Origin of the sequence: Intrasporangium sp. (assembly GCF_040414665.1) — a bacterium.
In the GTDB taxonomy this organism is placed as follows: domain Bacteria; phylum Actinomycetota; class Actinomycetes; order Actinomycetales; family Dermatophilaceae; genus Intrasporangium.
The window spans coordinates 12,990-37,338 of sequence record NZ_JBEDUL010000134.1; the positions used below are offsets into that span (position 1 = coordinate 12,990).

General features: G+C 69.1%; 23 protein-coding genes. 11 read left to right on the forward strand and 12 right to left on the reverse strand.

What is annotated here, in order from left to right; all coding sequences use genetic code 11:
* Positions 1–9: 9 nt before the first annotated feature.
* On the forward strand, positions 10–771 hold the full coding sequence (ppgK, locus tag ABF401_RS13810) for a polyphosphate--glucose phosphotransferase (protein ID WP_353510144.1): 762 nt from the start codon (positions 10–12) through the stop codon (positions 769–771).
* Positions 772–839: 68 nt separating this feature from the next.
* On the opposite strand, the gene ABF401_RS13815 is transcribed toward ppgK, so the two are convergent.
* Genes ABF401_RS13815 through ABF401_RS13825 form a run of 3 tightly spaced genes read right to left on the reverse strand, consistent with a single transcriptional unit; the run spans position 840 to position 3,893 of the window.
* Positions 840–2,411: a hypothetical protein gene (locus ABF401_RS13815; protein ID WP_353510145.1), complete on the reverse strand. Its 1,572-nt coding sequence runs from the start codon at positions 2,409–2,411 to the stop codon at positions 840–842.
* Positions 2,387–3,193: an ABC transporter ATP-binding protein gene (locus ABF401_RS13820; RefSeq protein ID WP_353510146.1), complete on the reverse strand. Its 807-nt coding sequence runs from the start codon at positions 3,191–3,193 to the stop codon at positions 2,387–2,389. Before ABF401_RS13820 ends, ABF401_RS13815 begins: the two co-directional genes overlap by 25 nt.
* Positions 3,194–3,236: 43 nt before the next feature.
* The gene (locus tag ABF401_RS13825; RefSeq protein WP_353510147.1) at positions 3,237–3,893 is read right to left on the reverse strand and encodes an MBL fold metallo-hydrolase; all 657 of its coding nucleotides are present in this window, start codon (positions 3,891–3,893) and stop codon (positions 3,237–3,239) included.
* A gap of 80 nt (positions 3,894–3,973) precedes the next feature.
* Here ABF401_RS13825 and ABF401_RS13830 point away from each other — a divergent pair, with 80 nt between their 5' ends.
* Complete coding sequence (locus ABF401_RS13830; RefSeq protein WP_353510148.1) at positions 3,974–4,537, forward strand: sugar O-acetyltransferase; 564 nt, start codon at positions 3,974–3,976, stop codon at positions 4,535–4,537.
* On the opposite strand, the gene ABF401_RS13835 is transcribed toward ABF401_RS13830, so the two are convergent.
* From ABF401_RS13835 to ABF401_RS13865, 7 genes are all read right to left on the reverse strand, one after another.
* Complete coding sequence (locus ABF401_RS13835; protein WP_353510200.1) at positions 4,534–5,082, reverse strand: nitroreductase family deazaflavin-dependent oxidoreductase; 549 nt, start codon at positions 5,080–5,082, stop codon at positions 4,534–4,536. The two genes, ABF401_RS13830 and ABF401_RS13835, sit on opposite strands and share 4 nt — an antisense overlap.
* 205 nt (positions 5,083–5,287) lie before the next feature.
* The gene (locus ABF401_RS13840) at positions 5,288–6,253 is read right to left on the reverse strand and encodes a sugar kinase (RefSeq protein ID WP_353510149.1); all 966 of its coding nucleotides are present in this window, start codon (positions 6,251–6,253) and stop codon (positions 5,288–5,290) included.
* Positions 6,253–6,891 (reverse strand): bifunctional 4-hydroxy-2-oxoglutarate aldolase/2-dehydro-3-deoxy-phosphogluconate aldolase, encoded by a 639-nt coding sequence (locus tag ABF401_RS13845; protein WP_353510150.1) that lies wholly within the window; start codon positions 6,889–6,891, stop codon positions 6,253–6,255. Before ABF401_RS13845 ends, ABF401_RS13840 begins: the two co-directional genes overlap by 1 nt.
* A 5-nt stretch (positions 6,892–6,896) precedes the next feature.
* Entirely contained in the window at positions 6,897–8,045 is a 1,149-nt protein-coding gene (gene dgoD, locus ABF401_RS13850) for a galactonate dehydratase (protein ID WP_353510151.1), read from the reverse strand.
* A 6-nt stretch (positions 8,046–8,051) separates the two neighbouring features.
* The gene (locus ABF401_RS13855) at positions 8,052–8,867 is read right to left on the reverse strand and encodes a carbohydrate ABC transporter permease (protein ID WP_353510152.1); all 816 of its coding nucleotides are present in this window, start codon (positions 8,865–8,867) and stop codon (positions 8,052–8,054) included.
* Positions 8,867–9,781 carry a carbohydrate ABC transporter permease gene (locus tag ABF401_RS13860; RefSeq protein WP_353510153.1) on the reverse strand — a complete coding sequence of 305 codons (915 nt, stop codon included), beginning with the start codon at positions 9,779–9,781 and terminating at the stop codon, positions 8,867–8,869. Before ABF401_RS13860 ends, ABF401_RS13855 begins: the two co-directional genes overlap by 1 nt.
* Positions 9,782–9,879: 98 nt before the next feature.
* Positions 9,880–11,136 (reverse strand): ABC transporter substrate-binding protein, encoded by a 1,257-nt coding sequence (locus ABF401_RS13865; RefSeq protein ID WP_353510154.1) that lies wholly within the window; start codon positions 11,134–11,136, stop codon positions 9,880–9,882.
* 151 nt (positions 11,137–11,287) lie between these two features.
* Here ABF401_RS13865 and ABF401_RS13870 point away from each other — a divergent pair, with 151 nt between their 5' ends.
* The 6 genes from ABF401_RS13870 to ABF401_RS13895 all read left to right on the forward strand — a co-directional run bounded on the left by ABF401_RS13870 (position 11,288) and on the right by ABF401_RS13895 (position 19,061).
* A complete protein-coding gene (locus ABF401_RS13870; protein ID WP_353510155.1) occupies positions 11,288–12,055 on the forward strand; it encodes a FadR/GntR family transcriptional regulator in 768 nt (255 codons plus the stop codon).
* Positions 12,056–12,117: 62 nt separating this feature from the next.
* Positions 12,118–13,572, forward strand: a complete 1,455-nt coding sequence (locus ABF401_RS13875) for a DUF3375 domain-containing protein (protein WP_353510156.1) — start codon at positions 12,118–12,120, stop codon at positions 13,570–13,572.
* Positions 13,569–14,207, forward strand: a complete 639-nt coding sequence (locus ABF401_RS13880) for a DUF4194 domain-containing protein (RefSeq protein WP_353510158.1) — start codon at positions 13,569–13,571, stop codon at positions 14,205–14,207. The genes ABF401_RS13875 and ABF401_RS13880 overlap by 4 nt, the downstream gene beginning before the upstream one ends.
* Positions 14,200–17,571 carry an ATP-binding protein gene (locus ABF401_RS13885; protein WP_353510159.1) on the forward strand — a complete coding sequence of 1,124 codons (3,372 nt, stop codon included), beginning with the start codon at positions 14,200–14,202 and terminating at the stop codon, positions 17,569–17,571. The genes ABF401_RS13880 and ABF401_RS13885 overlap by 8 nt, the downstream gene beginning before the upstream one ends.
* The gene (locus ABF401_RS13890) at positions 17,568–18,806 is read left to right on the forward strand and encodes a Wadjet anti-phage system protein JetD domain-containing protein (RefSeq protein ID WP_353510160.1); all 1,239 of its coding nucleotides are present in this window, start codon (positions 17,568–17,570) and stop codon (positions 18,804–18,806) included. The genes ABF401_RS13885 and ABF401_RS13890 overlap by 4 nt, the downstream gene beginning before the upstream one ends.
* A 9-nt stretch (positions 18,807–18,815) precedes the next feature.
* On the forward strand, positions 18,816–19,061 hold the full coding sequence (locus tag ABF401_RS13895; protein WP_353510161.1) for a DUF8836 family protein: 246 nt from the start codon (positions 18,816–18,818) through the stop codon (positions 19,059–19,061).
* A gap of 3 nt (positions 19,062–19,064) precedes the next feature.
* Here the strand turns inward: ABF401_RS13895 and ABF401_RS13900 are convergent, their stop codons facing one another.
* On the reverse strand, positions 19,065–19,676 hold the full coding sequence (locus ABF401_RS13900; RefSeq protein ID WP_353510162.1) for a TetR/AcrR family transcriptional regulator: 612 nt from the start codon (positions 19,674–19,676) through the stop codon (positions 19,065–19,067).
* Between the two features lie 196 nt (positions 19,677–19,872).
* Between ABF401_RS13900 and ABF401_RS13905 the strand changes: the two genes are divergently transcribed.
* From ABF401_RS13905 to ABF401_RS13915, 3 genes are all read left to right on the forward strand, one after another.
* Entirely contained in the window at positions 19,873–21,483 is a 1,611-nt protein-coding gene (locus ABF401_RS13905; RefSeq protein WP_353510163.1) for an MFS transporter, read from the forward strand.
* A 161-nt stretch (positions 21,484–21,644) separates the two neighbouring features.
* On the forward strand, positions 21,645–23,420 hold the full coding sequence (locus ABF401_RS13910; protein WP_353510164.1) for an immune inhibitor A domain-containing protein: 1,776 nt from the start codon (positions 21,645–21,647) through the stop codon (positions 23,418–23,420).
* A gap of 67 nt (positions 23,421–23,487) precedes the next feature.
* Positions 23,488–23,838 carry a VOC family protein gene (locus tag ABF401_RS13915; RefSeq protein WP_353510165.1) on the forward strand — a complete coding sequence of 117 codons (351 nt, stop codon included), beginning with the start codon at positions 23,488–23,490 and terminating at the stop codon, positions 23,836–23,838.
* Between the two features lie 14 nt (positions 23,839–23,852).
* Here ABF401_RS13915 and ABF401_RS13920 read toward each other — a convergent pair whose 3' ends face one another.
* Positions 23,853–24,344: a VOC family protein gene (locus ABF401_RS13920; RefSeq protein ID WP_353510166.1), complete on the reverse strand. Its 492-nt coding sequence runs from the start codon at positions 24,342–24,344 to the stop codon at positions 23,853–23,855.
* Positions 24,345–24,349: the final 5 nt, after the last annotated feature.

Below are 24,349 nucleotides of genomic sequence, written 5' to 3' on the forward strand. Positions count from 1 at the left end.
AGCGACAGCATGGCGAAGAAGGGCTACCCGCTCGGCATCGACGTCGGCGGCAGCGGCATCAAGGGTGCTCCCGTCGACCTGAAGAAGGGCGAGTTCACGAAGAGCAGGCTCAAGATCGCCACGCCGCAGCCGGCGACGCCGGAGGCCGTTGCCCAGGTCGTCGACGAGATCGTCGACGAGTTCGAGAAGGAGACGGGGGGCTCTCCGATCGGGGTGACGGTGCCCGCCGTCGTCATTCGTGGCACCGTCCTGTCCGCAGCCAACATCGCCCCGTCCTGGATCAACACCGACGCCGAGGCCCTCATCAAGGAGCACACCGGCCGCTCGGTGACGGTCCTCAACGACGCCGATGCCGCCGGGATCGCGGAGCTGCACTACGGCGCCGCCAAGGGCGAGCACGGCCTGGTCATCCTCACGACCCTGGGGACGGGGATCGGCTCGGCCCTCATCCACGACGGCAGACTCATCCCGAACTCCGAGCTGGGCCACCTCGAGATCGACGGCTATGACGCCGAGGACCGGGCCGCCTCGTCGGTCAAGGACAACGAAGGCCTGTCCTGGGACGAGTGGATCGAGCGGCTCCAGCGCTACTACGAGACGATCGAGGCGCTCTTCTCGCCCGACCTCATCGTCGTGGGGGGTGGCGTCTCGAGGGACTCGGACAAGTTCCTGCCCAAGCTGCGGCTGCGCGCGCCCATCGTGCCAGCTGAGCTGCGCAACAAGGCCGGCATCATCGGGGCCGCTCACCGAGCCGTCGACCTCGCGAGCTGACGCGCGGTCCCAGCTCAGCGGCATACGGCATGTTCCGTATGCCGCTGGGCTCGCTCGCGCGTGAGCGCTCAGTCGACCGTGAGGCTGAGAAGCAGGTCGGGGGCGCGTCGCTCGTAGAGCGCCGCGCCGAGGCGCAGTCCCAGCCAGAAGGCGCCCACCCCGACAATGAGGCCGGTGAGCAGTGCCGGCCACGGCGCCCAGCTCGTGCCGCTCCAGGCGAGGAGGCTCAGGGCGAACACCGGCGCCCCGAGCAGCAAGGTGCCCACGCCGGCGACGGACTGCGACAGCATCGTCATCCCGGCCGCCCCGGGCGGGCTCTGGAAGGGGCTCTCGCCCGGCTTGGGAACCGGATAGGGCAGGGCGATGCTCATGATCGAGGAGATGGCGTACCCCGCTCCGAGCAGTGCGGCCGAGAGACCGACGATCGCGGGGAGAAGATCCCACCGACCGCCGAGCCAGGCGCCGACGATGGAGTAGGCGCTGACGAGGGGGACGGCAATGAGCAGGTTGGGCAGCAGCCGGCCGAGCCGGTCCGACCGGCCGCGGACTCCCGAGGCGACATGCATCCAGAAGGCCGTCGACTCGTAGGCAACGGAGTTGTGCTCACTCCAGCCGAGCAGGAACGCGGTGAGCGGACCCATGAGCAGCGGCACCCACGTGACGTCGCTCATGAAGAAGGGGATGAGCAGGGCGAGCGGTGCGAACGGCGTGAGGAACATCGACACCTGGTAGCGCGGGTCCCGGGCGTAGTACGTCAGGGTGCGCGCGGCCACCGCCCACGTCGCGTCGTCCGGGACACGGCCGAGGACGCCGAGGTCGCCGGTCGCCGCCCCCTGTGAGCGAGGTCGGACGACGCCTCGCGGCGACACGACCTGTCGGCGGACCGCCCTGTCCCACAAACGGATCGCGACGGCCAAGCCGCCCGCGGCCAAGGCGAGGCGCAGCACACCGATGGCAAGGTTGCCCGTGGCGACGTCTCCGGGGGCAGCCCAGGCCCAGCCCAGTGGCGTCCACCCGAGCACCGACGCGGCGGTCTCGGCGAAGCCGCCCCAGTCACCGGCCGCACTGCCCGCGAGTGATGCGGCGGGGACGACGACGGCCAGCAGGAACACCGCGAGGATGGCGGTGACGTCCCTGCCCCGCCGGCTGGAGACGGCGCCGGTCGCGAGCGAGGAGACCCAACGGCTGACCGCGACGGCGGTGAGCAGACCGATCGGCACGGCCACGAGGGCAGTGACCGTCGACAACACCGTCTGCGACGACGCGATGATGACCCCGACGCCGAGCACCATGGACGCGATGGCGGGCAGGCCGACGAAGGCGCTGAGGAGGAGGCCGACCGCCAGCTGTCGCGGTGGGATCGAGAAGGTCGCGAACCGACCCGGGTCGAGGGTCGGGTCCGAGCCGAAGGCGAAGATCGGCAGGAGGATCCACAGCACGATCCCGGCCGCGCCGCCGATCGTCACGACGAGTCGGCCCACGTCGGGCTCAGCACGGAGGACGGCAACGCCGACGGCCAGCGCGACGACGACGAAGGCGCCGTAGAGGACGCCGAGGATCATCCCGATGGCCTGGGCACGGCTGCGTCGCAGGGTGTTGCGCAGCAGGTCGAGCTTCAGTCGGACGAGGTGCGCAACCACGCCAGTCCTTCCACCTCGATGTTCCCGCCGACGAGGTCGACGAAGCGCTGCTCGAGGCTGCCGCCGGACCGCACCTCATCCACGGTGCCCTGCGCGAGGACGAGGCCGTCGGAGATGACGGCGACGTGGGAGCAGATGCGCTCGACGAGGTCCATGACATGGCTCGAGAGGATGACGGTGCCGCCCGCGCCGACGAAGTCGGCCAGGATGCCGCGGATCGTCGCCGCGGAGACCGGGTCCACCGCCTCGAACGGCTCGTCGAGGACGAGGACGCGCGGAGCGTGGACGAGGGCGGTCGCGAGAGTGATCTTCTTCGTCATGCCGGCCGAGTAGTCGACGACGAGCTTGCCCTGGGCCTCGGTCAGCCCGAGGGCCCGGAGCAGCTCGTCGGCGCGGGCCGCCGCCACGTCGCGGGACAGCCCGTGGAGCAGGCCGGCGTAGACGATGAGCTGCAGGCCCGTGAGCCGGTCGAACACCCGCAGCCCGTCGGGCAGGATGCCGAGCAGCTGCTTGGCAGCGACCGGGTCCGCCCACACGTCGTGCCCGAGGACGAAGACCTGCCCCGCGTCGGGCCGAAGCAGCCCGGTCGCCATGGACAGGGTGGTCGTCTTGCCCGCGCCGTTCGGACCGACGAGGCCGAAGAAGGACCCACGCGGGACGTCGAGGTCGATCCCCTTGACGGCGACGACGTCGCCGAAGCGTTTGCCGAGGCCACGGATGGCGATGGCCGGTCCGGTGACCGGCGCGCCGTGCGGCGCCGGCAGGTCCACGTGTTCTGTCATCTCTCCCCGAGTCGTTCGACGTGCGTCGTGGTCGGCGCTGGAGTCACCGGAACTCGCCGGACTCGCCGTCGGCCAGGTAGCGCAGGGTCAGGCCATCGACTCCCGAGAACGACTCGATGTGGGTGCAGTACATCTGCTTGCCCTTCTCGGAGAGGAGCGCGTCGTGGATCGGCACGAAGGCCTTGGGCGCGATGCGCGCCACGAAGCCGATCGAGTCGCGGCTGGCGCACCACGGCGCATTCAGCGGGTGGGCCAAGACGTCGACCTCACCCGGCTCGGCGTCGTAGGCATCGCCCGGGTGGAAGAGGGTCGGCTCACCGTCAGCGCGCAGGACCAGGCCGACGTTGGGGATCTGCGGCACCTGGTCGTTGTTGAAGGCGTGCAGCTCCCCCACCGGGGTGACCGTGACGTCGCCCAGCGAGAACTGCTCGTCCCGCCGCGTCGGCGCGGCCTGAAGGCCTTCGGCCCCCAGCTTCTCCGCCGTCAACGGGTCGGTGTGGACGGTCGCCCGGGGATTCGCACGGATCAGGCGTGCGGCGGGCTCGGGGTCGAAGTGGTCGGGATGGTTGTGCGTGACGAGGATCGCGTCGAGGTCGGTCAGGTCCTCGAAGCCGGAGGAGAAGGTGCCGGGGTCGACGAGGATGCGCCGGTCTGCCATCTCGACCAGCAGGCAGGCGTGTCCCAGGTGAGTCACTCGCATAGCTCAAACCTAGGTCATCGGGCCGAGGGCGGAGCGTGCGCCGTCCCGATCCCGAGCGACGTCCTGGCTAGGGTCGTCGAGTGAGTGCCGAGAAGAGCATGTACGAGCGGATGCTGGCCGGCGAGCCGTACATCGCGGACGACCCGGCTTTGGCCCGCGACTCCGAGCGGGCGCAACGGCTGGCGCATCTCATCAACACGTCCGACCCGACCGACCACGAGCGGCAGCGGGCCCTCGTGACGGAGCTGCTCGGCGGGTTCGGCGAGGGCAGCGAGATCCGCCCTCCCCTGCAGTGCGACTACGGCTACCAGACGTCGATCGGGGCCCGGACCTTCGTCAACTGGGGGCTGGTCCTGCTCGACGTGGCGACGGTGACCATCGGGGACGACGTGCAGATCGGCCCGAACGTGCAGCTGCTGACCGCGACCCACCCCCTCGAGCCCGGTTCGCGCAGGGACAAGTGGGAGGCCGCGGAGCCGATCGTCATCGGTGACAACGTCTGGCTCGGCGGCGGCGTCATCGTGTGCCCCGGTGTCAGCATCGGTGCGGACACGGTGGTCGGAGCCGGGTCGGTCGTGACCCGCGACCTGCCCTCCCGCGTGCTCGCGGTGGGGTCGCCGGCCCGGGTGGTCCGGGAGCTCTAGACCGGCCCTGGGTGGGGGTCGGTCGTCCGATCCGGGCGCAGCGCCACGAACGGCCTGGTGCGCACGAACTCCCGGATGGCGGCGCCCGAGCGGAGGTCGTCGAGCCCGAGCACCCGTCCGATGAGCCGCAGCCGCCACGGGTGCCGTCGGCGGAAGGCCTCGCCCACGGCGATCGCCTCGTCCTCGCTGAGGAACCGGTGCTGTGGAACGAACGCCTCCCTCCCGATCTGGACGCGCAGGGCCTTGCGGGCGACGAGGTTCCTGACCCAGTCGGTCCGCGGACCCCACACGGCACAGATCACCGCCTCACGGCTGCTCCTGTCATACGCCAACACCATGGCGACGGCCTCGTGGGGGTTCCCGGTCCTGCGCCCGACGTGGGTCAGCTGGAGGAACGTGTGTCCCAGGACCCAGCCGAAGCCGAAGCGGTACAGCGGCAGCGGCAGCCGGAAGACCAGCAGGGCGAGCCGGCCCGGCCTTCGCCGGAGACCGAGCCAAGGCCTCGTGTGGGAGTCCGGTGGTCGTGCTGGTGCTGCGCCGTTCATGTCGCTCACGCCTCGTCGCTCGCTGTTGCTCTGGGCCCCCACCCAACGCCGGTCTGCGACTCACAACCAGAGGCGTTCGTCCCCCCTCCGACTACTGAGCCCCGGCGCGATCGTCGACGTGGTTCGGACTGAGATCGCGGGACAACTGCGCCGGGGCTCGATTGTCGGCGGACGGCGTTGACCTTCCCGTGTGCCCCATCGGCGATTATCGGAGCGTGTCGCCTGGCCTCACGGTACCGAGCAGGCCGAGCTCGGCCCGTCGCGGCAACCCCTCCCAGTCCCCCACCGTGCTCACTGAGTAGCCGCCGACCAGGACGGCACGGGCCAGGCACTCGGCATCGTCCAGCCCATCGAGCCAGCCTGAGAGGAACCCGGCGCAGAACGCGTCCCCGGCGCCGACGGTGTCGATGGCGGTGACCTGCAGGGCGGGGCAGTCGATCCGCTCCGCTGCGGTCCAGAGAGAGGCTCCGGCTGCACCGCGCTTCACGGCAACACGGTCGACCCCCAGGTCGAGCAGGGCCCGGACCGCGGCCGCTTCATCACCGTCCGCGAGGAGATCCAGCTCATCCTCTGATGCGACGACGAGGTCAGCGTGCACCACGAGGTCACGCAACACGGTGCTCGCCGCGTCGCGGCTCCACAGGTTGGATCGGTAGTTGACGTCGAGGGAGATGTGCGAGCCTGCCTCGGCGGCGGACCGGATCGCCGCCTCACAGGCATCTCGGGCGGCCGGGGACAGAGCCGGCGTGATCCCCGTCCAGTGCAGCAGCCGCGGCGGCTCGGCCAGCGCCGGAAGGAGATCGGCGACCTCCAAGCGGGATCCGGCCGACCCTGCCCGGCGGTACTCCACCCGGGAGACGTCGGCCGTCCGGTGCTCGAGGAACATCAGGCCGGTCGGGGCGCCGCGGGGGGTCCCAGTCTCCCTGACGACATGCCGGACGTCGACATCCTCCGCACGCAGCTCGCGAAGGGCGAGGTCGCCGAAAAGATCGGCACCCAGCCGGCCCACCCAGGCTGCCCGGTGGCCGAGTCTGGCGAGCGCGATGGCCACGTTGGATTCCGCCCCGGCCAGACCTGGCACCATCGGCGATCCGAGCGCGGCCGGACCGGCAGAGCGGAAGGAGACCAGCGCCTCACCGAACGTCAGCACGTCGAGGCGCTCCCTCGCCATCAGGCCCCGCCCGGGTCGCTGAGCGCGACGAAGGCGTGGGCCCGCCCCCGAAGGGCCTTGAGGTCCCCACCGGAAGCGGCGTCACCGACGAGGGGGCCACCGACTCCGACCCCGACGGCCCCCGCGCGGAGGTACTCCTTGGCCGCGACCAGGTCGACGCCGCCGACGGCGAGCAGGGGAATGTCGGGGAACGGGTCACGGATCGCGCGCACGTACCGCGGACCGCCGACCGAGGCCGGAAAGAGCTTGACCACGGTGGCACCCCGCGCGCGGGCCGACAGGATTTCCGTCGGAGACAGTGCTCCGACCACGGAGGGCAGTGAGCGCGATGCCGCCGCTTCCACGGAGTCCGTGACCGCGGGCGTGACGATGAACTGGCCACCGGCTGCGACGACGTCCGCGACGTCAGGCCGCGTCACCACCGTCCCCGCACCGAGCCGGACGCCCGGTTGGGCCTGAGGGCGCAACCGCTCGATGACGCCGAGGGCATCGGGTGTGGTCAACGCGATCTCGACGAACCGGAACCCCGCCTCGAGCAGCACGGCGCCCGCGGCCTCGGCGGCTGCGGCGTCCGCGCCGCGCACGATAGCGATCACGCGAGCCTGCGTGAGGTCGGCGAGGAAGGCGTCATCGGTCATGCCGCTCACCACTCCGCGAACGAGCCGTCGGGGTGGCGCCAGACGGGTCCCCGCCAGGCGTGGCCCTTCCGATCGGCCGCCCGGACCGCGGCCTCGTCGACCTGGATGCCAAGCCCGGGACCGGTGAACCTCTCGATGTGGCCATCGACGAACTCGAGAGGCGCCGCGTCGAGAACGTAGTCGAGCACCTCGGCCCCCTGGTTGTAGTGGATGCCGATGCTCTGCTCCTGGATGAGGTGGTTCGGCGTCGCGAACCCGACCTGGAGGCAGGCCGCGAGCGCGATGGGACCGAGCGGACAATGGGGAGCGAGGAGCGCGTCGAAGGTCTCGGCGAGCGACGCGATCTTGCGCGTCTCGGTGATCCCGCCGGCGTGGGACAGATCCGGTTGGGCCACGGCGATGCCGGCCTGGAGGACCGGCAGGAACTCCTGGCGGCTGAAGAGCCGCTCGCCGGTCGACACCGGCGTGGACGTGGACCGGACGAAGTCGCCGATGAGATGCGAGTTCTCTGGGACGACGGGCTCCTCGAGGAAGAACGGCCGGTACGGCTCGAGGAGCGGAGCGACGCGTTTGGCGGTCGCCAGACTGAACCGGCCGTGGAAGTCGACGGCCACGTCCCGGTCCGCACCGAGGACCTCGCGGGCGGCTTCGACGCGGCGCACGACTCCGTCGATCTCGGCGACCGAGCCGAGGGGGCTCATCCGGCCGCTGGCGTTCATCTTCACTGCCGTCAGGCCTGCCTCGACCTGCTCGCGGATGTGGTCGGCCACCTCTGCCGGCTCGTCACCGCCGACCCAGCCGTACATCCTGATCCGGTCACGGACGGGTCCACCGAGCAGTTGGTGCACGGGCGCGCCGAAGTGCTTGCCGGCGATGTCCCAGAGCGCTTGGTCAATGCCGGAGACGGCGCTGGCGAGGATCGGTCCGCCTCGATAGAACGAGCCCTTCGTCATCACCTGCCAGTGGTCCTCAATGCGGAGCGCGTCCTGCCCGACAACGATCTCGGACAGCTGTTCGATGGCAGTGCGGACCGTCTCGGAGCGCCCTTCGCAGGTCCCCTCGCCCCAGCCGACTATCCCGCTCTCGGTCTCGATCCGTACGAAGAGCCAGCGCGGTGCGACGAGGAAGGTCTCGACCCTCGTGATGGTGGTCATCTGCAATCAGCCCTTGGTTGCGCCGGCTGTGAGGCCGGAGACGACGTACTTCTGCGCGAAGAGCGCGATGACCATGATCGGGACTGTGACAACAGTCGACGCGGCCATCAGCCCGCCCCAGTCGATGCTCGCGTAGCCGACGAAGTCGAAGATCGCCACGGGGAGGGTCTTGGTCTGGGCCCCGGAGAGCACGAGCGCGAACATGAAGTTGTTCCACGAGAAGATGAAGGAAAGGATGCCTGCGGTCGCTATGCCCGGTAGGGACAGGGGCAGCGTGATCCTCCGGAAGGCTCCGATCGGGGTCAGGCCGTCGACGAGGCCGGCCTCCTCCAACTCGTCCGGGAGTCCCTCGAAGTACCCCATCATGATGTAGACGATGAGTGGGAGTGCGACGAACATGTGGCTGAGGATGAGCACCGAGTAGCCGCCGACCATGCGCAGGTTCGAGAAGACGTAGTACCACGGCACCAGCAGGGAGACGCCGGGGATGACACGCGCCATGAGGACGACGAGCGCCGACCGCTTCATGGTGAACCGGGCCATCGAGTAGGCGGCCGGCACTCCGAGGACCAGGGACAGGGCCGTCGACGCGAGGGCGACCCAGAGGCTGTTGACGATGAACTGCACGTAGTTGGCCTGCTTGAGAACCGTCGTGTAGTTCGCCGTCGTCGGGCTGAACACGACCGCCTTGCCCGGGTCGTAGATGTCCACGTTCGTCTTGAACGAGGCTGCCACCATCCAGAGCAGCGGAGCGAGCAGGCCCACGAGGACGAGCACGAGTGCGACGAGACGGAAGACCCTGAAGGGGGTGGAGAGGCGCATCAGCTCACCTCCTTTCGCCGCGAGGTGAGCGCCCACATGGAGCCGACGATGATGAGGAAGAAGATGATGAGCACGGTGGAGGAGATGCCGTACTCGTTGTAGTCGAAGCTCAAGCCGTAGGCGTAGACGTTGAGGGTCTCGACCTCGTGGAACGAGCCGCCGCCCTTGCCCTTGGTGGCATAGAGGATGTCGAACGTCTTCAGTGCATCGATCCCGCGGAGCAAGATCGCGACGATGAGCGTGGGCTTGAGCAGCGGGAGGGTGATGAAGCGGAACCGTTGCCATGCGCTCGCGCCGTCGATGAGGCCCGCCTCCTGGGGCTCGTCGGACAATGACGTGAGGCCGGCGAGCAGGATGAGCACGACCATCGGAGTCCACTGCCAGATGTCGATGAACATCGTCGTCGGCAGGGCGGTCGACTCACCGGCGAGCCACGGCTGCGGCGGGATCCCGAACCACCCGAGGATCGTGTTGGCGAGGCCGATGTTCGGATCGAAGATGAGGCGCCACATCATGCCGACCGCCACCGGCGTGGCGACGAGCGGCATGAGGATGGCGACGCGAACCCACTTCTCGCCTCGGAACGGTCGCCACAGGAGCAGCGCGATCGCCATGCCCAGCACGACCTCGAAGAAGAGAACGACACCGGTGAACGTGATGGTGCGCCAGACGGCCGGCCAGAACCGGTCGGTGTCGGTCAGCACCTCGGCGAAGTTGGCGAAGCCGACGAACTCCTTCGCCGCTCTGACGGAGCCCTCAGCGTCCGTGAGGCTGAGATAGACGGTCCAGCCGAGCGGGAAGATGATGAGGACGGCGACGAAGATCATCGCGGGGCTCGCGAACAGCCACTTGCGGTGGGTGTTCGCCCAACGGACCCAGCCGGTGGTGCCCGAGGACAGCATCTGTGCGGTCATGATGACAGCTCCTGTGCAGTGGTTCCGTGCGAGTGGCCGGGCCAGTGGCGTCAACGGTCGACGCCGTCTGGGGCCCGGCCACCCGAGGAAGGTGCGGCCTACTTCTCCTCGTCCAGGAACTTCTGGAAGGCGGTGTTCGCCGCGTCTGCGGAGGCAGCTGAGTCCTGCCCGGTGATCGCGTCGACGATCGGCTGACCGACGATCTCACGCGCCTGGGCCACCTTCACGACGACCGGACGGTCGTAGGGGACGGCGTCCTTGCCACCCTCCTCCATGGCCGCGACGAGGTCCTTCGGGTAGCTGGAGACAGCCTCGGGGTTGGCCCATACTGACGTGCGCGGCCCGGGCACGCCGGCCTGCTGGTTGGCCAGGGTCTGGGACTGGCTGGTCGCCCACTCGATGAACTTCCACGCATTGTCCTGGTTGTCCGAGGCTTCGTTGACGCCGAGCGCCCACGAGGGGATGCTGTACGGCTTCGAGCCCGCGGGCCCCGCGGGGAAGGGAGCGAAGCCCACCGTGTCGGCCACCTTGGACTTGGCCGGGTCGGTGGCGTTCTTGTACAGCGAGCTCGCTTCGGTGTAGAAGGCGGACTGGCCTTGGGTGAAGATGGCCATCGCCTCGGGCCAGCTCATGTCAGTGCTGACGTTCGCGGGCCCGTAGTCCTTGATCAGGCCGCCGTAGTAGGCATACGCCTCTTTCGCCTCGGGCGTGTTGACCGACGCCTTCCCGGAGTCGTCGACCCAGCTGCCACCGAAGGCGTAGAGGAAGCTCGAGAACTGGGTGACCGCAGTGGACTTCCCGGTCCGCGCGACGAATCCGGCCATGCCCGGGTTCTCTTCCTTGATCTTCTTGGCGGCTGCCTGGAGCTCGTCGAGCGTCTTGGGCGGCGCTGCGATGCCGGCCTTCTCCAGCAGGTCCTTGCGGTAGTAGAGGACCTCCTGCTCCGTGATGATCGGGACGCCGACGACCTTGTCGTCATCCGTCGTCGCGGCCACCGGGCCTGCCTGGAAGTCGGACCAGTTCCAGTCCGTGTTGGCCTTGGTCTTCTCCGTGAGGTCGGCGAGGTAGCCGTTCTTGGCGAAGAGCCTGCCCTCCTGGAGTGGGCGGTACATCATGACGTCGATCTCGTTGGTGCCGGCGTTGAGCTTGACGTTGTACTGGTCGGACAGCTGGTCCTCGCCCAGCTGGGTGACCTCGACCTTGAGGCCGCTCTGCTTCTCGAACTCGGGAATGGCCTTCTTGATGTTGTCGGTCCACACGTGGTTCGCGAGCGTGACACGCACGGTCTGTGACGCCGCGCTGCCATCCCCGTCGCCGCCACCAGAACACGCGGCGAGGCCGAGGGCTGCCACCACGGCCAGAGATGTACCTATTACTGAGTGACGCAACACTGCGGTCTCCGATTTCTGTCGATCTGTGGCGAAAATAAGTCCGCCTAATGTGGGGACATTAGGGCATTAACTAGGGTTTGAACAGGGATGAGCCGCCCTTGAGTATGCTCTATCCATGAGCAGCGAGGCCGAGCGGCCCCCCAACAGCGCTGTCCGTCCCCTTGGGACCGGCCTCCATGCGCACGTGGTGGACGCCCTTGGCACCGCTATCGCTGGCGGCAGGCTCGAGGTCGGCACCCTGCTCTACATCGATGACCTCATGGCCACGTACTCGGTGTCTCGGCCGGTCATCCGTGAGTGCCTGCGGGTCCTGTCCTCGATGGGCCTGGTCGAGTCCCGGCGCCGGGTGGGCACGGTGATCCGGCCCACCACGGCGTGGAACGTCTTCGACCCGCAGGTGATTCGCTGGCGTCTTGCCTCGGACGCCCGTGGCGCCCAACTGCGGTCGCTGACCGAGCTGCGTGTCGCCATCGAGCCGGAGGCGGCCCGGCTCGCGGCGAAGCGAGCGAACCTCTCCGAGGGCAGCGCTCTCGTCGGCCTGGCGGCGAAGATGTGGACGGCCGGCAAGGAGGGCGACCTCGAGACGTTCCTCGCCCTGGACGTCGAGTTCCACCATCTGGTCCTGGCCGGCTCGGGCAACGAGATGTTCCTCAAGCTGAGCGAGCTGGTCGGCGAGGTCCTCAGCGGGCGACATGAGTACGGTCTGATGCCCGGCCACCCGGACGACGAGGCCTTGACCCTGCACGCGGACGTCGCCCAGGCCATCCACCGCCGCGATGAGGTTCTGGCGCGAGAGGCGATGCGCCAGATCACGCTGCAGGCACTCGAGGAGATGAGCGGCATCTGGGCCCAGACCACGGGCCACCCCATCACCGACGCGTAGACGCGAGACGCCCGCCCGCTGTCGGCGGGCTCACCTATGCTCTCGGACCGGAAGGGGGTTTGGTGCTGTCCCATGACGAGCTGAGCCTGCTGCGCGACCGACATCCGGCGTGGCGGCTGCTACGCGCTGTCAATGCGGCGCTCGTCATCGGCTTCCTCGGCCGGACCTTCGTCGAGGACAACGTCCGGGTGCTGACCCAGCGCGAGCTGGTCAGTCGCCTCGATGACGAGCTCTACGCACTACGGGAGCAGCTCGGCGAGGACGCCTACCCGAAGTCGGCCGCCGCGTACGTCACCGACTGGGCAAGTCCCGAGTCCGGCTGGTTGCGCCTGTACTACCTCGAGGGCAGCGACGAGCCCCACGTCGATGCGACACCGTCGCTGGAGAAGGCCGTGGCCTGGGTCGGGACGCTGCAGGAGCGGGCCTTCGTCGGCACCGAGTCGCGGCTGCACACGCTCGTCGGCCTGCTGCAGCAGATCGTCCAGGGCAGTGACACCGACCCGGAGCGCCGGCTCGAGCACCTTCGCGCTGAGCGGTCCCGCCTCGACGAGCAGATCGCCCGGGCGGAGGCAGGTGAGATCGACGTCCTCGACCCGACGGCACAGCGCGACCGCTACCAGCAGTTCGCTAGCACGGCACGGGAGCTGCTCGCGGACTTCCGTGAGGTCGAGGTCAAGTTCCGGGCGCTCGACCGGCAGATGCGCGAGACCATCGCCGGCTGGGACAGGTCCAAGGGCGAGCTGCTCGACCAGCTCCTCGGCGACCGCAACGCGATCTCCGAGTCCGACCAGGGCCGCAGCTTCCAGGCGTTCTACGACTTCCTCCTGTCCGCCGAGCGGCAGGAGGAGCTGGGACACCTGCTCGACGAGGTGCACCGGCTCGAGTCGATCGTCGCCGACGAGCGCGTGCGCCGCATCGACCGCGACTGGCTCACCGCCGCCGACCGCACCCAGGCGACCGTGCGCACCCTGTCCGACCAGCTCCGCCGCTTCCTCGACGACACGGTCTGGCTCGAGAACCGGCGCGTCATCGAGCTGCTCCGGGGGATCGAGAGCGCCTCCGTTGCCTTGCGCGATGCCCGGCCCGACCTCGTCATGGAGCTCGATGCCACCCGCCCCGAGGTCGCCCTGCCGTTCGAGCGCCCGCTCTACGTGCCGCCGGCGCCTCCACGGATCGACAGCACGGTGAGCGAGGCGGCCGACTCAGCCGAGACCGCTGCCCTGTTCACCGTCGACCATGTCGACCACCAGCGCATCGTCAGCCAGATCCGCGCGGCACTGCGGCATCGCGCCCAGGTCAGCCTCGGAGACCTCGTCGACGAGCACCCTCCCGAGCAGGGCCTGGCCGAGCTCATGGCCTACTTCGCCCTCACCGAGGACGGCATCGACCTCGTCATCGACGACGAGGCGCGCCAGCGCGTCGAGTGGCTGGCTGATGACGAGACCAGACGCGAGGCTGACGTCCCGACGCTCCTCTACGTCCGACACGACCAGTCGCCCGCGAAGGACCTGCCATGACCACTCTCGCCGCCCCCGCTGCGGGGCTCCCCGACGACGCGCTCGATCTGTCGCGAGTCATCATCCCGCTCCTGCGCGGCGTCGTCTACCAGGCCGACAACCCAGCCCTCTGGTCGCTCCTGCGCCGGCACCAGGCACGAGTCAAGGACCACATGGCCATCATGGGGCTCGCGCTCGTCATCGACGACGCCGAGGGCTACGCCCATCTGCGGCAGGTGGACTACGACGACGTCGACATTCCCCGGCTCGTCCCGCGCCACCGGCTGTCCTTCCGGGTCAGCCTGTTGCTCGCCCTGCTGCGCAAGCGCCTCGCCGAGTTCGACGCGAGCAGCAGCGACCCCCGGCTCATCCTCACTCGTGACCACATTGCCGAGCTGCTGCGGGTCCATGTGCCGCAGAGCACCAACGAGGTCCGGCTCACCAGCGAGGTCGACGCGCTCCTGACCAAGGTCGAGGCACTCGGGTTCCTCCGTAAGGTCACCGGGCAGGAGCGCACCTATGAGGTCCGCCGGATCCTCAAGGCCTACGTCGACGCGCAGTGGCTCAGCGAGTTCGACGAGCGACTTCGCGAGTACCTCGCCACGGTCGAACGAGGGGCGACCACCGTCGACGACGAGGAGCCTGCACATGGATGAGCTGCCACTCGACGACCAGCTCGGGCCGGCTGGCTACCGCCTCGACCACGTCGAGGTCCTCGGCTGGGGCACCTTCGACCGGGCCGTGTGGCGATTCGACCTCGACGGGCACACGTCCCTGCTCACCGGCGACATCGGGTCGGGCAAGTCCACCCTCGTCGACGCCATCACCACCTTGCTCCTGCCCGCCAACCGGATCTCCTACAACAAGGCGGCCGGTGCGGAGACGCGCGAGCGCAGCCTCCGCTCCTACGTCCTCGGCTACTGGAAGTCCGAGCGCAGTGAGACGACCGGCGTGTCACGGCCCGTCGGTCTCCGCGACCACACGTCGCACTCGGCCATTCTCGCAGTCTTCCGCAACGAGCGGCTCGGCTCGGCCGTCACTCTGGCCCAGGTCTTCTGGCTGCCCGACGACCACGCCGGGCAGCCCAACCGGTTCTACGTCGTCTCCGACCGCGAGCTCGGCATCGTCAGGGACCTCAGCGACTTCGGCACCGACGTGACCGCCCTGAAGAAGCGGCTCAGAGGGGCTGGCATCACACCGCACAACAGCTTCCCCGACTACGAGCGCGCCTTCCGCCGGGCCCTGGGCATCCCGTCGAGCCAAGCGATGGAGCTGTTCCACCAGACCGTCTCGATGAAGTCCGTCGGCAACCTCACCGACTTCGTCCGTGCCCACATGCTCGAGCCCTTCGACGCCGCGGCCGACGTCCGCAAGCTCATCGCCCACTTCGAGGACCTCACCGCCGCCCATGACGCCGTCATCAAGGCGCGCACCCAGCTCGGCATGCTCGACCCCATTGTCGCCGGCTGCGACGAGGTCGACCGGCTGCGGGCAGACCTCACCGAGGCGACCGCCGCCCAACAAGCGCTCCGGTATGCCGCCGCCACCGTCACGCTCGAGCTGCTCGCCGAGGACGTGGCAAGCACGGACGAGGGGCTCGCGGCCGAGCGTCACGCGCACGCGACTGCCCAGCACGACGTAGACACAATGCGCGCAGAGCAGCAAGGGCTGCGCGACGCCCGAGCAGGCCACGCCGGCGGAAGGGTCGGCGCCCTCGAGGAGGCCCGTCAGCGGCATACGGCCGACAAGGAGGTCCGCGCCAAGCGGCACCGCGCGTGGGGGGACGACCTGGCCGCGGCGGGACTGGTGCGGCTGGCCGACCCGGACCAGTTCGGGCGGGTGCGCGCCGAGGCTCTCGAGGCGCAGTCGGCGGTCGAGGACGGGCTGCACCGAGTGGCGGGCGAGCTGACGGAGAAGGCGGTCGCCAAGCATCGCCTCCGCGAAGAGTCCGACGAGATCCGCGCCGAGCTGATCAGCCTCTCCCAGCGTCGTTCGAGCATTCCGCGCGAGCTGCTCGCCCTGCGTGAACGGCTGTGCGGCGAGACGGGCGTCGCGGAGGATCGGTTGCCGTTCGTCGGCGAGCTGATCCAGGTTCACGCCGGGGAGGATCGATGGCGTGGGGCGGCCGAGCGCGTGCTGCGCGGCTTCGCGCTGTCCGTCATCGTCGGTGACGACGACTACGCCCGGGTCGCGGCTTGGGTCGACAGCCACCACCTGGGCACCCGCCTCGTCTACCACCGGGTCCGCGTCGACGAGCGCCACGTGCCCGCGACACCCGTGAGCGGCACACTGGCCGCAAAGCTCGAGCTGCGCCAAGGGCCGTATGCCGCTTGGCTCGGGGCGGAGCTCGCCGCGCGGGCCGCGCACGAGTGCGTCGAGACCATGGAGGACTTCCGGCGGGTGAGCCGCGCCGTCACGGTTCGTGGCCAGGTCAAGTCCGGCAGCCGTCACGAGAAGGACGACCGTCGTCAGGTCGGCGACCGGTCGACGTACGTCCTCGGTTGGGACAACAAGACGAAGCAGGACGCCCTCCTCGAGCGCGGAGCCCGCGTGCAGGAGGAGCTCAACCGGGTCGACGACGCCATCCGCGCCGCCGAGACAGGGCAGCGCGAGCTTCAGTCGCGGCGTGAGGCGCTGACCAGGGCATTGGTCGTCGACGACGTTCGTGAGGTCGACTGGTGGGCCAGCGCTCGGGCGCTCCAAGAGGTCGAGCGCGAGCTCGGACTGCTCATCGAGGCGTCTCGCGAGCTCGCCGCGATCGAGGCACGGATGGAGGACGTCGAGGCCGAGCTCACCAGAGCCGAGCAGCGCCGAACTGAGCACGATCGCGCCATCGGCGGACTCGAGGGACGGCTCCGGGACCTGGACGCACAACTGGCGCGGAACACCGCGACTCTCGAGTCGCTGTCCGACGCCGATGCCCCTGCCATGGAAAGCGCCGCGGCCGTCCTGCGTGGCCGTGGTGTCGGGCGGGTCGACGACATCGCCGGTGTCGTTGAGGAGCTACGAACCGAGCTCGTCGACCAGTCCGCGACGTTGGCGCGTCGGCTGAGCAGCGGCACGTCGCGGACGGAGCGCGCCATGGACGCCTTCCGGCGGGACTACCCCGCGGAGACGACCGACCTGGACGCCAGCATCGAGGCCGCCTCAGAGTTCCGGGAGTTCCGCGATCGCGTTGCCCGGGACGACCTGCCGCGCTTCGAGGCGGACTTCAAGCGGTACCTCAACCAGAACACGATCCGCGAGATCGCCGGCTTCCAGACTCGGCTGACCCAGCAGTCGAAGGAGATCACCGAGCGCATCAGGGTCATCAACGCGTCACTGCGCGACATCGACTACAACACCGACCGGTTCATCCGGCTCGACGCCGTGCCCACCCCGCTCACCGAGGTCCGGGAGTTCCGGGCGCAGCTCCGGGCCTGCACCGAGGGAGCCCTGTTGGGCGGCGTCGCAGACGACCTGTACTCGGAGGAGAAGTTCGAGCAGGTGCGCGAGCTGGTCGCCCGCTTCACGGGACGCGAGGGCTTCGCCGAGCACGACCGGCAGTGGACCGCTCGCGTGACCGACGTGCGCAACTGGTTCGTCTTCAACGCATCTGAGCGGTGGCGCGAGACCGACCAGGAGCACGAGACCTATGCCGACTCCGACGGCAAGTCCGGTGGCCAGAAGGAAAAGCTCGCCTACACGATCCTCGCCGCGTCGCTTGCCTACCAGTTCCGGCTCGATGCGCCAGGTGGCTCCGGCCGGACGTTCCGGTTCGCGGTCATCGACGAGGCCTTCGGCCGCGGTTCCGACGAGTCGACTCGCTTCGCCCTCCGGCTCTTCGCCCGGCTCGGCCTGCAGCTGCTCGTTGTGACGCCACTCCAGAAGGTGCACACCATCGAGCCCTTCGTTCGGCGCGTCGGGTTCGTCGACAACCCCGGCGGCCGCTCGTCGCGGCTGCACAACCTGACGATCGAGGAGTACCAGCAGGAGCGCGCCGGCGCGGCGCTGACTCGGGCCGGTGGGCGCCAGTCATGAGCGGCGCCCGCCGTCCTGTCCCGCCGACAGCGGCGAGCCGACGATGGTCGACGGTCGACGACGTCCGGGCGGCCCTCCAACGGCGGTGGGACCGCGGCGAGCTGCTTGCGACGGTCGTTGGGAACGGGTCCTGGGAGGCGATCCGTGTGCCTCTAGCGATACCGACTGCCCGCGAGCTCGCCAGCGACTTCGGTGCCGTCCAGGAGTGGGCGGTGCAGCTCCACCAAGCCGCCGGCCGTGGGCGCTCCCCCGTGTTCCGGCTCGAGGAGCGGCGTGTCGGGGGACGACTCGTCGGCGCGAACGCCGTGCCCGCGGCCGCGTGGTTCGACCGGCCCGAGCAGGTGTGGCGGCTGCTGGGCGTGGCGAACGAGGTGTCGGCCCTCGCTGGACTGCACGCCGCCTCGGAGTCTGCCCATCCGGCGATAGCAGCCTGGGTGGCCGCGCATCCCCTGCGGGCGCTCAGGCATCAGGCGGCGTGGCCAAAGGTCACGGCGACGGTCCTGTGGCTGGGCTCGAGCGTAGGGACAGCGGCCTACCTCCGCCAGATCGACGTCCCCGGGGTGGACACGAAGTTCATCGAGGGCAACCGGACTCTCCTCGCCGAGCTGCTCGACGTCGTCCTCCCGGGGGCTGCTGACGAATCACGCTCGCCCGGAAGGGACTTCGCGCGACGTTACGGCTTCAGCGACAAGCCTGCGATGACGCGGGTCCGGTCCCTCGACAGGACTCCCCTCTTTGGCGCGATCACCGATGCGGTGGTCCGGGTGGACGAGCTGGCGCGCATCGCGCTGCCGGTTCGACGCGTCATCATCGTCGAGAACGAAGTGACCTTCCTCGCCCTGCCCTTCGTGCCCGGGGCCGTGGCGTTCTTCGGGGCCGGATTCGACGTCTTGCGGCTCGGACGCATCCCCTGGCTGCTGGACCGCGACGTCGTCTACTGGGGCGACCTCGACACCGACGGCTTCGTCATCCTCGACCGGCTGCGTGGCCAGCTGCCGGACGTGCGCAGCGTGCTCATGGACCTCGACACCCTCCGAGCCCATGAGAGCCAGTGGACGACTGACCCGACCCCGTCACGTGCGGTCCTCGAGCGGCTGACGCCCGATGAGGCAGCGGCCTACCGAGTGCTGCGCGACAACGACCTCGGGACCTCGCTCCGGTTGGAGCAGGAGCGCGTGAACTTCGCCCGCATCGCCGCCGCCCTCGAGACTGCGTGGGCGACTCACGTCGGTTAGCGTGAACGCGTGCGAGGTGATCGGGTTGAGGTCGTCATCGATGCCGGAGGCGAGGTGCGAATCTACGAGATCGAGGCGACGCGCAACGGGCGCCGCGTCGAGATCACGACAAGCCGTGGGATTGTTGAAGTTGCCGAGGTCACCCGCGGTGGCACCCCCGTACGCACCGCACGGTTCATGTCGAGTCGCGTCCTGGCCCTCGTCGAGCACCCGGCCAGCGAGCCGCCCATCGGTCAGCAGGTCATCGAGCCGTGATCCTCAGGAACCCAGCAGCGCGCACCAGCTGTCGGTGAGCTCCTCGAGCATCTGCTCGCGGTTGAGCTTCCAGTCCGCCTCGCCCCAGTGCTGCGCCACGTAGTCGAGCTGCGACATGGCGAGGACGCCCCGGAAGCGGCGCTGGTGCGGCTGGAACCGGTTGGCTTGCGCGAGCCCCTCCTCGATGTCGCCGATCGCCTCGGCGAGCCAGCGTTCGACGAGGTCACGCAGCTCGGGGTCGACCGCGGCCGCATCCCGGCCGATCCGGATGATCGAGTGGATCGACGGCCAGCGATCGGCGGTCTGTGTGAGCCAGCTGAGCATGGCTTCCCTACGGCCGTCCCGGACGGCTGCCACGAGGTCCTCGGCGGTGGACCCGTGGTGAGCTGACCGGATCCGCTGGAGACGCTCGTTCAGCCGCTCGTCGATCAGTGCTCTCATCAGGTCGCTGCGCGAGGGGAAGTAGGCATAGAAGGTCGCCCTGGTGGTGCCGGCCGCCGTGGCGATGTCGTCCACGGTCGTGGCGGCATAGCCCCTGCTGCTGAACAGCTCGAGTCCAGCATCGAGCAGCAAGCGGCGGGTCATCTGCTTCTGTGCTTCGCGGAGGCTCACCACGGGGCCAACCCTACGGCGCCGTCGCCCTTCGCGCCGCGTCCCGCCATTCCGGCTATCTTGCATATCGTCCAAACTCTTGACAGGCAGTCAAGCCACCTGTCACCTTGCATGTCCAGGTGACCGGCCTCGCAGCTCTCCACGCTGTCCCGGGACCCGGAACCACCGTGCGGCCCCCGCAATCCACAGGAGTTCAACGATGAACCAGATCCCCCTGCCCCCGCGCGGCTACACCGCGACGGTCGTGGCCGGCTCGTTCGCCGTCTTGTTGGCGCAAGTCGCGTACTCGCTTCCCGGCGCCCTCAATGGCACGTTCCAGCAGGAGTTCCAGACCACCGGCTCGCAGCTGACGTGGATCACCGCCGCCTTCGCCATTCCGATGGTGGTCTTCGAGCTGACCACCGGCGTGATCGGTGACCTGTTCGGTCGCAAGCGACTTCTGCAGGCAGGTGCGGGTCTGACGGTGGTGGGCTCCCTGATCTGCGCAGTGGCCCCCGCGGTCCAGGTCATGTGGCTGGGCCAGGTCGTGGCCGGGCTCGGCGCTGCGATCCTCTATCCCATCTCGCTCGCCATGATCGCCGCGCTCGCCCCGAACAACGACGCCCGCGCCAAGGCGATCGCCATGTGGGCCGGCTTCCTGTCCATCGGTGCGGCAATCTCGCCCCTGATGGGCGGTGCCTTTGCCGCGAGCGGCAACTGGCGCGGCGCCTACGTCGTCGTGATCGTGGCCGCCATCGCTTCGATCCTCATCACCGCCACGGCGACCGACTCCTCGGCCCCCGAGGGCCGCAAGCTCGACCTCCCCGGTCAGGCGACCCTTGCGCTCGGACTCATCGCCGTGCTCTATGCCGCCACCCAGGGCTCCGAATCGGGCTTCGGCTCGCCCACCGTGCTCGCCGCCGTCGTGGCGGGAGTGCTGCTGCTCGCCGCCTTCGTCATCATCGAGCTGCGCACCGAGTCCCCACTGCTGCACCTGCACCTGTTCGCCAACCGCGCCTACGCGGTGGTTGCGATCGCCACCGTCATCGGCATGTTCGCCTTCCTCGCGACCTGCTTCTCGATGAGCATCTGGCTGGGGGCCATCCAGCACCAGAACGCCCTCGTGATCGGGGTGCTGTTCCTGTTCATCCAGGGCCCCGCCTTCGTGCTCGTGCCGGTGGTGTCGCACCTGATCCGCAATGTGCCGGCGCAGTGGATCCTCACCGGCGGCTTCGCGCTGATGGCCATGGGCGGGTTCTGGCCCTCGACCTTCGACGTCCACGACATGAGCTGGACCCGCTTCATCGCTCCCATGCTCATCCTGGGCTGCGGCTTCGCACTCACCGTCGGCTCCATCACCGCGGTCGCGATCAACACGGTCCCCGTGCGGCTCTCGGGCATGGCCAGCGCCACGACGAACCTGCTGCGCGACTTCGGGTTCGCGCTCGGCCCGGTCCTCATCGGCGCGGTTGCCTTCAGCAAGGCAAACGAGTGGATGCTCGAGAAGGTCGGCCCGGCCATCGGCGCCTCAGGCCTCGAGTCGCCCTACTCCGACATTGCGGGTGGCATCGCACACGAGGGCGGCGCGATGGCGATCAACTCGATGCCCGTCGTCCCCGGGGCAGGTCCCGACCTGCCCCCAGTGCCCATGCCGGAACAGCTCCACCAGCTCGCCTTCGAGTCCCTGGGCAGCGCCTACAACACGGCCTTCCTGCTCGCCGGGCTCTGCGCCCTCATCGCCGCGGTCCTGACCCTGGTGGGGCTCATGGGCCACCACGAGTCGTCGGCCGCCGTGGAGAGTGGCGAGTCCGAGGACCTCGTCGCTGTCTGACCGCCCGGTTCGCGTCGCGACTCGCGCGATTTCAGCGGGCACTGCGCAGCGGTTTGTCCTAGTCTCCGGTCAACTGCCCCAAAAAGGCGGCCGCGTCCGTTCCAAACCGGGCGCGCACTGACGTTACAGGTCCTGCAACGGAGCAGGACGGAGGAGTTGAGATGCGGCACACCAGATCCCGAATTCTGTTGGGCGCAGCAGTCGCTGCGGCCACCGCGCTAGTCCCTTCCGTAGCCGCCAACGCGGTCCCGGACGCGGACGCGGAAGACACCGTCGTCCAACGGGTCGATGACCGCCCAGACGACCAGAGCGACGCCCGACGCGCCCTGATGGAGCAGGCCGTCGCCAAGGTCATCAACGGCGAAGCCACCCCTGTGACCAAGGGCAAGGGCAAGGCCGTCCAGGTCTCCCCGGGCCAGTGGGCCCAGTACGGCCTGCAGTCCACCGACAACATCCTGACCTTCCTCATCGAGTTCGGCGACCAGATCGACCCGCGCTTCCCGACAGCCCCGGCCGGACCGGTGCACAACGCGATTCCGGAGCCGGACCGCTCGGTGGACGACACGACGTACTGGGTCGAGGACTTCAGTCGCGACCACTTCCAGGACATGTTCTACGGCGGCGGCGAGTCCATGACGAGCCTCTACCGCGAGATGTCGAGCGGGCGCTACACCGTCAATGGCGACACGTCCGACTGGGTCACCGTGCCGTTCAACGAGGCGAGCTACGGCCAGACGGAGAGCCAGGCCGACATGACCCGCTTCATCCAGGACGGCGCCAACGCCTGGTATGCCCAGCAGAAGGCGAGCGGCAAGTCCGACGCTGAGATCACCCAGTACCTCCAGTCGTTCGACCAGTGGGACCGCTACGACTACAACCGGAACGGCATCTTCAACGAGCCCGACGGCTACATCGACCACTTCCAGGCAGTCCACGCCGGGGAGGGCGAGGAAGCCGGCGCTCCGGAGTGGACCATCTGGTCGCACCGCTGGTCGGTGGGCCAGCGCGCGGCCGGCGGGCCCACCTGGAACCGCAACGGCGGCGTCCAGGTCGGCAACACCGACTTCTGGATCCGGGACTACACGACCGAGCCGGAGAACGGCGGGCTCGGCGTGTTCGCGCACGAGTTCGCCCACGACCTCGGGCTGCCGGACCTCTACGACACGAGCGGCGGCGAGAACGGCACCGGGTTCTGGACCCTCATGAGCTCCGGTTCCTGGATGGGCCACGGTGAGGACACGATCGGCACGACGCCCAACCACATGGGCGCGTGGGAGAAGCTGCAGCTCGGCTGGCTCGACTATGCGACGGTGGCCCACGACCAAGCGGCGACCCTCATGCTCGGCCCGTCGATGCACGCCAACAAGAAGGGCCAGGCGCTCATCGTCACCCTTCCCAAGGACGCCAACGGCCGCGACCGCTACTACATCGCGGAGAACCGGCAGTACGCCGGGTACGACTCGACCCTCAGGGTCGGCCCGTACAACTTCGGCTGGCTCGAGACGAGGCCCAACTGGGTGGAGCACTTCCCCTACCAGGACGGGCTGCTCATCAGCTACTGGAACACTGCGGTGTCGAACAACAACACCAGGACACACCCGGGGACCGGCCGCATCCTGCCGATCGACGCCCGGCCCGGTGCGCTGAGGTGGAGTGACGACACCGTGGCCCGCAACCGGATCCAGTCGTTCGACGCGACCTTCGGCGTCGAGCGGACCGATCCGATCTCTCTGCACCGGGAGACTGGGGCCGACATGACGACGCTGGACGTTCCGGCGCAGGCGCCCGTCACCACCTTCAACGACAGCGACCCCAACCGCTACTACGACGCCGCCAACCCCATGGGTAGCGTCAAGGTCGCCGGGGCCGGCGTCACCATCAAGGTGGTGCAGAGCAACAGCACCGGCAAGATGACCGTCGAGGTCAACGGCGGCTGATCACAACCCACCTCGTCGGCCCGGGCGTCCCACGGGGCGCCCGGGCCGACCTGCGACGAGGAGCAGCATGCAGGGCTCGATCACTCACCTCATCGCTGGCGTCCCGGTCTCAGAGCTCCACGCCGCCATTGACTGGTACACCCGCTTCTTCGGGCGACCGCCGGATCTGCGAGCGGGGGACGAGATCCTCTGGGACATCGACGAGCACGCCACGCTCTTCATCGAGCCGGATCCCGCCCATGCGGGTGCAGGCCGGGTCACCTTCGGCGTCTCCGGACTGGATGCGATCCTCGAGCGCCTCGCCGCGGGGGGCATCGACCACGAACCAGTCGAGACCTACTCCAACGGGGTCCGCCATGTCATGGTCCCGGACCCGGATGGGAACGCATTGGCCTTCGCTGAGTCGCCGACGTCGTGACCGTCGCCGGGGCATCAGACGAAGATGCAGAACGGGTGCCCTTCCGGATCGGCGAAGACGTAGAGAGGCTCGTTCTGGTCCGAGGACCGGTCATAGAGGATCGTCGCGCCGAGTGAGAGTGCGCGATCGCGCTGTCGTGCCAGTGCTGCGGCGTCCGGCACCGTCAGGTCGAGGTGGAGCATCTGCCGCTGCCGGGATGCATCGTCTGCGTCACTCCGGCCGTCCTCGGGCCGCCATTCGGGGCGGACATAGTCGTCGGTCGCCTGGAAGGCGATGCCACGACCGCTCGCCGCGTCGCCTGGACTGGGACGGAGCACGAGCCAGTCCTCGCCACGCGGATCCGGCTCCCCCGGCGCAGGCGGTTCGTCACCTGGACGATAGGCGTAGCCGAGCAGCTGGCGGTAGAACTCTGCGAGCACCCGGGGCTGAGGGCAGTCGAGGACGACCTGCCGAACGACGGGAAACTCATCCTCGCCTTCGGCTTCTGCGCGACCCAAGCTGGTCATCCATC

What these genes read in the sequence shown, in the direction of transcription:
- ABF401_RS13820 (WP_353510146.1), bottom strand. Translation starts at nt 3,193, where the DNA reads ATGACAGAACACGTGGACCTGCCGGCGCCGCACGGCGCGCCGGTCACC.
- dgoD (WP_353510151.1), bottom strand. Translation starts at nt 8,045, where the DNA reads ATGACCACCATCACGAGGGTCGAGACCTTCCTCGTCGCACCGCGCTGG.
- ABF401_RS13880 (WP_353510158.1), top strand. Translation starts at nt 13,569, where the DNA reads ATGACCACTCTCGCCGCCCCCGCTGCGGGGCTCCCCGACGACGCGCTC.
- ABF401_RS13845 (WP_353510150.1), bottom strand. Translation starts at nt 6,891, where the DNA reads ATGACCGATGACGCCTTCCTCGCCGACCTCACGCAGGCTCGCGTGATC.
- ABF401_RS13910 (WP_353510164.1), top strand. Translation starts at nt 21,645, where the DNA reads ATGCGGCACACCAGATCCCGAATTCTGTTGGGCGCAGCAGTCGCTGCG.
- ABF401_RS13890 (WP_353510160.1), top strand. Translation starts at nt 17,568, where the DNA reads ATGAGCGGCGCCCGCCGTCCTGTCCCGCCGACAGCGGCGAGCCGACGA.
- ABF401_RS13825 (WP_353510147.1), bottom strand. Translation starts at nt 3,893, where the DNA reads ATGCGAGTGACTCACCTGGGACACGCCTGCCTGCTGGTCGAGATGGCA.
- ABF401_RS13885 (WP_353510159.1), top strand. Translation starts at nt 14,200, where the DNA reads ATGGATGAGCTGCCACTCGACGACCAGCTCGGGCCGGCTGGCTACCGC.
- ABF401_RS13870 (WP_353510155.1), top strand. Translation starts at nt 11,288, where the DNA reads ATGAGCAGCGAGGCCGAGCGGCCCCCCAACAGCGCTGTCCGTCCCCTT.
- ABF401_RS13835 (WP_353510200.1), bottom strand. Translation starts at nt 5,082, where the DNA reads ATGAACGGCGCAGCACCAGCACGACCACCGGACTCCCACACGAGGCCT.
- ABF401_RS13905 (WP_353510163.1), top strand. Translation starts at nt 19,873, where the DNA reads ATGAACCAGATCCCCCTGCCCCCGCGCGGCTACACCGCGACGGTCGTG.
- ABF401_RS13860 (WP_353510153.1), bottom strand. Translation starts at nt 9,781, where the DNA reads ATGACCGCACAGATGCTGTCCTCGGGCACCACCGGCTGGGTCCGTTGG.
- ABF401_RS13840 (WP_353510149.1), bottom strand. Translation starts at nt 6,253, where the DNA reads ATGGCGAGGGAGCGCCTCGACGTGCTGACGTTCGGTGAGGCGCTGGTC.
- ABF401_RS13920 (WP_353510166.1), bottom strand. Translation starts at nt 24,344, where the DNA reads ATGACCAGCTTGGGTCGCGCAGAAGCCGAAGGCGAGGATGAGTTTCCC.
- ABF401_RS13915 (WP_353510165.1), top strand. Translation starts at nt 23,488, where the DNA reads ATGCAGGGCTCGATCACTCACCTCATCGCTGGCGTCCCGGTCTCAGAG.
- ppgK (WP_353510144.1), top strand. Translation starts at nt 10, where the DNA reads ATGGCGAAGAAGGGCTACCCGCTCGGCATCGACGTCGGCGGCAGCGGC.
- ABF401_RS13855 (WP_353510152.1), bottom strand. Translation starts at nt 8,867, where the DNA reads ATGCGCCTCTCCACCCCCTTCAGGGTCTTCCGTCTCGTCGCACTCGTG.